Origin of the sequence: Microcoleus sp. ARI1-B5 (genome assembly GCF_036705795.1) — a bacterium.
Lineage (GTDB): Bacteria > Cyanobacteriota > Cyanobacteriia > Cyanobacteriales > Microcoleaceae > Microcoleus.
Window position 1 is genome coordinate 359,209 of record NZ_JAUBVK010000006.1, and the last position, 6,916, is coordinate 366,124.

Consider the following 6,916-nt stretch of genomic DNA (forward strand, 5'->3'; position numbering starts at 1 on the left):
AGAATTTAGAAGTGTTGAAATCCTCGATCGATCTTTAACCCAACATCAGGACAAATACCGCTGCTATCACTCAACCAGATATCGGTGCTATCCGTAGTGATTCCCACAATCGCGGCTCCATTTCCTATTTTTTCCACTAATAACTCAGCATTTGCGATCGGTAAAAACAGCACTAACTCGAAGTCTTCACCCCCGTACAAGGCCCAATCTAAAGCTGTCTCGGTTGATACTATTTCGCTGAAAATATCGGGAATTGGTATTTTCGTGCGATCGACTTTTGCACCAACACCGCTAGCCCGACAAACCTGAATAATCGCATCAGCCAAACCATCGCTGCTATCCATTCCAGCAATCGCAATTGGGGAATTAACCCCCCCCGGCCCCCCCTTGCTAAGGGGGGGAGAAGGAGAATTTGACTCTTGTTTATCACCCTTCATCAGGGGTTCCATTTCCAACTCTTGCTTCCCCCCCTTAGCAAGGGGGGGACTGAGGGGGGGTTCCATCGCACCCGCAGCATCTAAAATTTCCCACAAAATCGGCAAAACATCCACTCGCGGTTTAGGCTGCTGATGAGCGAGAATTAAAGAAGTTCGATCGCCCTTTTCCAGATTTTGTCCAAATTCTGGATTCAACAACAATTCTAATCCCGCGCGGGACGCTCCGTGCACGCCAGTCGCCACAATCGCCCAATTCGAGATCGCATTTGACCTGCGAATGGTACGATTTTCCTCAACCTGTCCGAAAGCCGTAATCGCCACAGTCACCACGGGCGATCGCACCACATCCCCACCGGCGATCGGCGTATGATACACTTCCAAACAAGCCGTCATCCCCCGATAAAACTCTTCCACCCACTCTACAGCCGTATCCGCAGTCACAGCGAGGCCTACCGTCACCGCCAGAGGCGTTGCACCCATGGCGGCCAGATCCGACAAATTTGCCGCCGCCGCCCGCCATCCTGCATAATAAGGGCCTGTAGTGCGATCGCTAAAATGCACTCCATCCACCAACATATCCGTCGTCAGCGCCAGAGATTGCTGAGGATTTGTCCGAAGTACAGCGCAATCATCTCCGACTATTTCTGCAGGGCAGAATTTTTGTAGTCTTCTTAAAAGACCTTGTTCTCCGATATCTTTAATCAGCATTAAAAAGGATTTTTTAGTGAGATGGGGGCGGGCAAGATGCCCATCCCGCAATAAACTCAATGTGTTATGGAACAGGTGTCTTACCTGTAGCACGTTATTGGTGCGTAATTCCTGAACCAATGACAACTAACAACTAACAACTAACAACTAACAACCAACAACCAACAACCAACAACTAACAACTGTCAACTGTCCACTGTCAACTGTCCACTGTCAACTGTCAACTGCATTACCATTCCTTACCCGAACTCGGCGGCAAGCGCAACCTCGGAAACCTATAAAAAGTATCTCCTTCATCGTCTACCTCTAAAACCGCCGAAAAAATCTTAACTTGCCGGTTTAAATACTGCTGAGCCACTTCAGCCTCAACCCTCGCGCTAGCCGCCAATTGAATCAGCGACATCTGACTGTTTTGAGTTTCCAACAACTGATAAAAAGCCTCATCCAACTGTCGCTTTTGCTTGCTTTCATTCAGATTGTTGACAATCAACAAGCCTGCGAATCCGCCCAAACCAATTACCAATAAAAATTCTAAAATTGCCATAATAGCGTTATAATTGCTAGTTGGAATAACGAATCTCAGTATATCAAAATAATGATCTTAATTAAACTTCAACTAATGTGATTAACTCTTCCAGCCCGCAGAGGCGGTCTTTGTTCGACAAGAAGCGATTTCAATCGCCGTCTTTGTTTGTCATAATTTCTGCCAGCCCGCGAAGGCGGTCTTTGTTTGACAAGAAGCGATTTCAATCGCCATTTTTTTCTTTCTTATTTGTTATTGTTTCTGCCAGCCCGCGGAGGCGGGCTTTGTTTGACAAGCAGCGATTTCAATCGCCTCGATCGATTAAACTTGAGGTTGAACCAAATTTTCCTTCCCTTTAATCACCTTAGCAGATATAATCTTGTCTCCCTGCTTCAGTTGCTCCAAAACCTCTTTTCCTTCAATCATGTAACCAAAAACAGCATACCGCCCGTCCAACAGATTCAAGCCAGCGGGCGTGAGTTCTGGTTCAAACAAGAAAAAGAAAAACTGAGAAGAACCGCTGTCTGGTTCAGCTTCAGCGCGGGCCATCGCCACAGTACCGAAAGCCGAAAAAGGCAAAACAGGCTCGTCGCGATAGCGCCCCGCATCTTCTAGAGTAATCCCGTAAATAGGATCTTTTTCGTCTCTGACGAGCACTTCCAGCGGCACATTTCGGTATTTGCCAGTACCTGGGTCAATAAAACCCACTTCCTTGCCTTCGGGATCTCCCGTTTGCAAAACATAGGATTCTTCCGATCGAATAAACGGCAAACCGTCATAAAAACCTCGATCGACCAAATCCACAAAATTACCAGCAGTCACAGGCGCGCTGTAGCCGTCAACCACAACAGTAATTGTCCCCTTTTGAGTTTCCACAGCCACAGTAGCGCGGCCTTTCAGTTGAGGCAGATTAGCATACTTTGCAGGCACTTCAAACGGAAACTTTGTTACCATCAACTCTTCGATTTCGCCTACCGAACCGAGTATTGTGGCTTTCAAGTCAGTGACTTTTTCCCTGTCTTTAGCCTCAACAGCCTTTTCCAGATCAGCAATTCCCTCCTTGACTCGTGCAACTAGCGCCTCAGCTTCCGGCTGTTTCGCCTCGGGAATACTCCCTAAAATGTCAGACTCCCGCAGGTTGAGAATCCTCGAAGCCTTGCTGACATCGCTGCTGATGGGCCCCCAACGTTTAGAACGGATGTGGTTGCCAATGTCTTCGAGACTGATTTGCAACTCTCGCACAGTCTGATTGTCAAGAGGTAAAGCGTAGCGCAGCAGCGCCCTGCCGTCGGTAATCGCATTCCCCGCAGGCATACTGCTGCTGGGGCGTTTGGCATAGGATACCGAGCTAAAACTGAGTCCGAGAGTGAATAGCAGGACTGCTAAAGCGGCGGTTTTGACCCAGCGCTTGCACGTATCGATCGAGAAATTAGGCCAATGCAACATAACTTTATAAGTTTAACTTTTATTGCCTCTATTATCTTCCCACAGCGCGCGATCGCCTTCTATCCGTTACATCGGTGGCCGAACTCCGGCTCACCAAGCCAGAGCTTTTTAGCTTGGAGTACAGCACTTGCTCCCTTTGAACGGTAAAATAAATTGCCAATTGCTTTTTGATGCCGTCAGCTAGACTGCGGCTTTAAGCTGACCCCCGCTCAAAAACGGATACAATCCCCAGACTCCTGTCGTGGAGAGATCGAACATTTTAGACCTGGGTTCAAGCTCGCAGATTCACGGAGCTGCAAGTAAATCTCAAATCTAAAATCTCAAATCTAAAATCGACTGACTGTAGTTCCCCCGTGCCCCCCCGGCGACGGGATTGCCCGCAACAATTTATATGATTTCCAGTAACGACTTTCGACCAGGTGTTTCAATTGAATGGAATAACGGCGTGTGGCGGGTTATCGAATTCCTCCACGTCAAGCCCGGAAAGGGTTCAGCTTTTGTGCGGACAAAATTAAAAAACGTCCAAACCGGAAACGTAGTAGAACAAACCTTCCGGGCTGGCGAGACTATGCCTCAAGCCAACCTGGAAAAGAGCGCGATGCAGCATACCTATAAAGAGGGCGACCAGTTCGTCTTTATGGATATGGAAACTTACGAGGAAAGTACCCTCACTGCTAAGCAAATAGGCGATCGTGTCAAGTACCTCAATGAAGGGATGGAAGTCAACATCCTTCGCTGGAACGACCAAATCCTGGAAGTGGAACTGCCCAACTCTGTCGTCTTGGAAGTGACACAAACCGATCCCGGAGTCAAAGGAGATACTGCCACCGGCGGCAGCAAACCCGCGATTGTCTCCACCGGAGCTCAGATTATGGTGCCTCTATTTATTTCCATTGGAGAACGGATTCGGATTGATACTCGTGAAGACAAGTACCTCGGCCGAGAGTAGCAACGATGGAGGAAAGGGGAGTTTTGAGTTTTGAGTTCTGAGTTAAATAGCTAAAAATTTATCGCTCATCGCTCAAAGCCTAAAAACTATCCCTTTGGCCTCCAAAATCGGTGGAGTTTCCTAGCTTCGCCGGATTTTCAATTCTCAATTTTCAATGCTCAATTCTCAATTACCCTTGAATCTGCTGTGCAACTAGACTTAAACCAGCTTTGCGAACTGCTAACTGTTTTAGACAAAACTGGCATTTCGGAACTGACGTTAAAAAGTGGGGAGCTTGAACTGACTGTACGCAAAGGCATTCTAGCCAGCGAACCAGGCACTGCTGCTGCGCTCCCTACTACTGCGGCGAGTGTCGCTCCGATCGCGCCCAGCGCTGTTGCTAGCCCCACTGCGGCGTCACCTCCTGCTGTCGGCCAAAATTTAGCACCTGCTCTGGCCGCCGCGCCTGCCGCCGCGCCTGCTGCCGCGCCTGCTGCCGTGCCTGCTCCTGTCGATACCAAATGGGTGGCAATTATCTCGCCGATGGTAGGAACTTTTTATCGCGCTGCTGCTCCCGACGAGCCGCCTTTTGTCAATGTGGGCGATCGCATCAAGGTCAGCCAGACAGTCTGTATTATCGAAGCGATGAAACTGATGAACGAGATTGATGCTGATGAAGTGTCCGGTCAAGTGATGGAAATTTTAGTGCAAAATGGGGAACCTGTCGAATACGGTCAAATTTTGATGCGAATTAATCCGGATTAAAGGATTACTTTATTGTTATGGACAGAATAAATGCTAATATTTCGAGATCACTTCTCTCCGGTGAGTTTGATGAAGTCATCCCAGCCTGTCCCGCAAGAGGTTGTGCAACAAGTTGCTGAGTATTTCAGTATTCTGAGCGAGCCGATGCGTTTACGAATTTTGAACTTGCTTCGCGACGGCGAAAAATGCGTGCAAGAGTTGGTGGAAGCTACTCAAACGAGTCAAGCCAATGTTTCTAAGCACCTAAAACTCATGCTCCAAGCTGGTATCCTCACTCGCCGGAGTGAAGGGACATCAGCTTATTATAAGGTGCAAGATGAGTTAATTTTTGAGCTGTGTAATATGGTGTGCGATCGGCTTGCTACCCGGATCGAACAGCAAGCCCTCCACTTTCGGGCATTTAGCCTGACTACCAAGCACTGAACATCAGTCATTAGTCCTGCCGTCATCAGTCATTAGTCCTGCCGTCATCAGTCATTAGTCCTGCCGTCATCAGTCATCAGTTATATCAAATCCGGTAACTACGGAATTATACCCTGCTCGCCGTGCGGGACGCTTGGCTGTGCGATCCTTCGCTGTGCGGCACAGCACGCTCACTCCGAAAATTATTATTCGGATGCTCATGTCCACGATATCATCAGTTATGAGTTATCAGTTATCAATCCCTACTTTCTGCATTCAGACTAATGACTAATGACTGATGACGGCAGGACTCCTAACTAATGAATCAAAAGTTAGCGCAGGGGAAAATTCTTGTCAAAAATTTGGCGGGTACTCGGCTGAGCCACTTCCAAACCTTCGCCCCCCAAAAGTTCTAAAGGCTTGCCTTCCACCGAAATCCAAACCTTGGTATTCGGTTTTAAACTCGTAGCCGTATAGATAACTTGCCCTAACCGACTCGTCATCGAAGTGCTGCCTCCCCCCGAAGTAAATTCGGAAGACAAATCCACATAAACTCCGTCATTTTTGACACTCAAACTCCGGAGTTTTGTCCCTTTAGGAATTTCGCTAGAAACAGTTGCATCCTTGGGCCCGGCCAACAAACTGTTAAAAGCAGCTTGTAAAGCTGCATCAGGCTTGTCAGCTTGTGCGATAGCTACTTTCGTAGGAAATGCCTCAAATTTGCCGCTAGCATCTTTAACCCAGTAGACTTGCACTGTCTGGGCACCAGCCTGCTGCAAAGGCTTTGGCGGAGGCGACTTCGGCGCCAGAACCTGCGGCGCCAGAGCCTGCGGCGTCTGAACCTGCGGCGTCTGAACCTGCGGCGTCTGAGCCTGCGGCACTTGCACAGGATTTGGAGGGGGTACGGGGATAATTACAGCAGGGGATTCCACAGGACTTGGGGACAGCGCCGGAGCGGTTGTCGGAGCTGAAGACTGCGTATCTGCTGAGGTTGGCGAACGGCTCGCCGTCCACCAAGCAATGCCCCCTCCCGTTACTAAAGCCAACCCGCAAACACCGGCAATGACTGCTGCTGTGGAGACGCGGCGTACTTCTTGTCCATCTTTCATAATACAAATCCTCCTTACAGATAGAGCGCTTGGGACGGTGAGGAGCGACTCCCGATCAGCTACATTTGTCTCTGGTTAGATTCTGGAATTGGGACAATTGCATTGCTGCTAGCAACATACTCTACGGCAAGTCCAACATATCCTGAATCCGACTATTGGAATCCTAGACGATAATTTGAGATTTCGCGCGTGGAGTATGTCACAGTATCTCGATCGGCCTAGCGGCTATATTCTATAGTAAGCATAAAAATTTACGGATGGCAGGAAGTTCGGCAACGGGTTCGCTCCACGAATTTAACCGAGCTAACGGACTTAACCGATGGATGTTGATGGTAAAAGGAAAAAAGATCGATGTAGCGGATCTAACCGAGGTAACGGATAGAAGCAAGAAGGAATTCAAGAAAAATATATTTTCCCAAACAAAAAGCGCCCCTATTTCTAGGAGCGCTTGAGATCTATCTCAGACTAAAACTTAGCCATTGATAGAAGGAGCAACCAATGCCACAGGAGTGGTTTGGGCAGCAGCCAAGTCGAGCGGGAAGTTGTGAGCGTTGCGCTCGTGCATTACTTCCATACCCAAGTTAGCGCGGTTGATAAC

General features: G+C 48.5%; 7 protein-coding genes and 1 pseudogene. 3 read left to right on the forward strand and 5 right to left on the reverse strand.

The window, feature by feature from the left end:
* Positions 1-5: 5 nt before the first annotated feature.
* From thiL to QUB63_RS13055, 3 genes are all read right to left on the reverse strand, one after another.
* Positions 6-1,145, reverse strand: coding sequence for a thiamine-phosphate kinase (thiL, locus tag QUB63_RS13045; RefSeq protein ID WP_332945607.1), 1,140 nt, complete (start codon positions 1,143-1,145; stop codon positions 6-8).
* Between the two features lie 229 nt (positions 1,146-1,374).
* Positions 1,375-1,689, reverse strand: a complete 315-nt coding sequence (locus QUB63_RS13050; protein WP_332945608.1) for a hypothetical protein — start codon at positions 1,687-1,689, stop codon at positions 1,375-1,377.
* A gap of 300 nt (positions 1,690-1,989) precedes the next feature.
* On the reverse strand, positions 1,990-3,114 hold the full coding sequence (locus QUB63_RS13055; RefSeq protein ID WP_332945609.1) for a peptidylprolyl isomerase: 1,125 nt from the start codon (positions 3,112-3,114) through the stop codon (positions 1,990-1,992).
* A 391-nt stretch (positions 3,115-3,505) separates the two neighbouring features.
* Between QUB63_RS13055 and efp the strand changes: the two genes are divergently transcribed.
* The 3 genes from efp (at position 3,506) to QUB63_RS13070 (ending at position 5,230) form a co-directional block, all read left to right on the forward strand.
* Entirely contained in the window at positions 3,506-4,063 is a 558-nt protein-coding gene (efp, locus tag QUB63_RS13060; protein ID WP_332945610.1) for an elongation factor P, read from the forward strand.
* Positions 4,064-4,249: 186 nt separating this feature from the next.
* Positions 4,250-4,807 carry an acetyl-CoA carboxylase biotin carboxyl carrier protein gene (gene accB / locus QUB63_RS13065; protein ID WP_332945611.1) on the forward strand — a complete coding sequence of 186 codons (558 nt, stop codon included), beginning with the start codon at positions 4,250-4,252 and terminating at the stop codon, positions 4,805-4,807.
* A 30-nt stretch (positions 4,808-4,837) separates the two neighbouring features.
* Complete coding sequence (locus QUB63_RS13070; RefSeq protein ID WP_106146178.1) at positions 4,838-5,230, forward strand: ArsR/SmtB family transcription factor; 393 nt, start codon at positions 4,838-4,840, stop codon at positions 5,228-5,230.
* Positions 5,231-5,541: 311 nt separating this feature from the next.
* Here the strand turns inward: QUB63_RS13070 and QUB63_RS13075 are convergent, their stop codons facing one another.
* Positions 5,542-6,318: a GerMN domain-containing protein gene (locus QUB63_RS13075; RefSeq protein WP_332945614.1), complete on the reverse strand. Its 777-nt coding sequence runs from the start codon at positions 6,316-6,318 to the stop codon at positions 5,542-5,544.
* A gap of 472 nt (positions 6,319-6,790) precedes the next feature.
* A pseudogene (locus tag QUB63_RS13080) lies at positions 6,791-6,916 on the reverse strand (photosystem II q(b) protein); the annotation flags it as partial.

Bases quoted from the DNA above. Each gene is read 5' to 3' on its own strand.
- QUB63_RS13055 (WP_332945609.1), bottom strand. From the start codon at position 3,114: ATGTTGCATTGGCCTAATTTCTCGATCGATACGTGCAAGCGCTGGGTC.
- thiL (WP_332945607.1), bottom strand. From the start codon at position 1,145: ATGCTGATTAAAGATATCGGAGAACAAGGTCTTTTAAGAAGACTACAA.
- efp (WP_332945610.1), top strand. From the start codon at position 3,506: ATGATTTCCAGTAACGACTTTCGACCAGGTGTTTCAATTGAATGGAAT.
- QUB63_RS13070 (WP_106146178.1), top strand. From the start codon at position 4,838: ATGCTAATATTTCGAGATCACTTCTCTCCGGTGAGTTTGATGAAGTCA.
- QUB63_RS13075 (WP_332945614.1), bottom strand. From the start codon at position 6,318: ATGAAAGATGGACAAGAAGTACGCCGCGTCTCCACAGCAGCAGTCATT.
- QUB63_RS13050 (WP_332945608.1), bottom strand. From the start codon at position 1,689: ATGGCAATTTTAGAATTTTTATTGGTAATTGGTTTGGGCGGATTCGCA.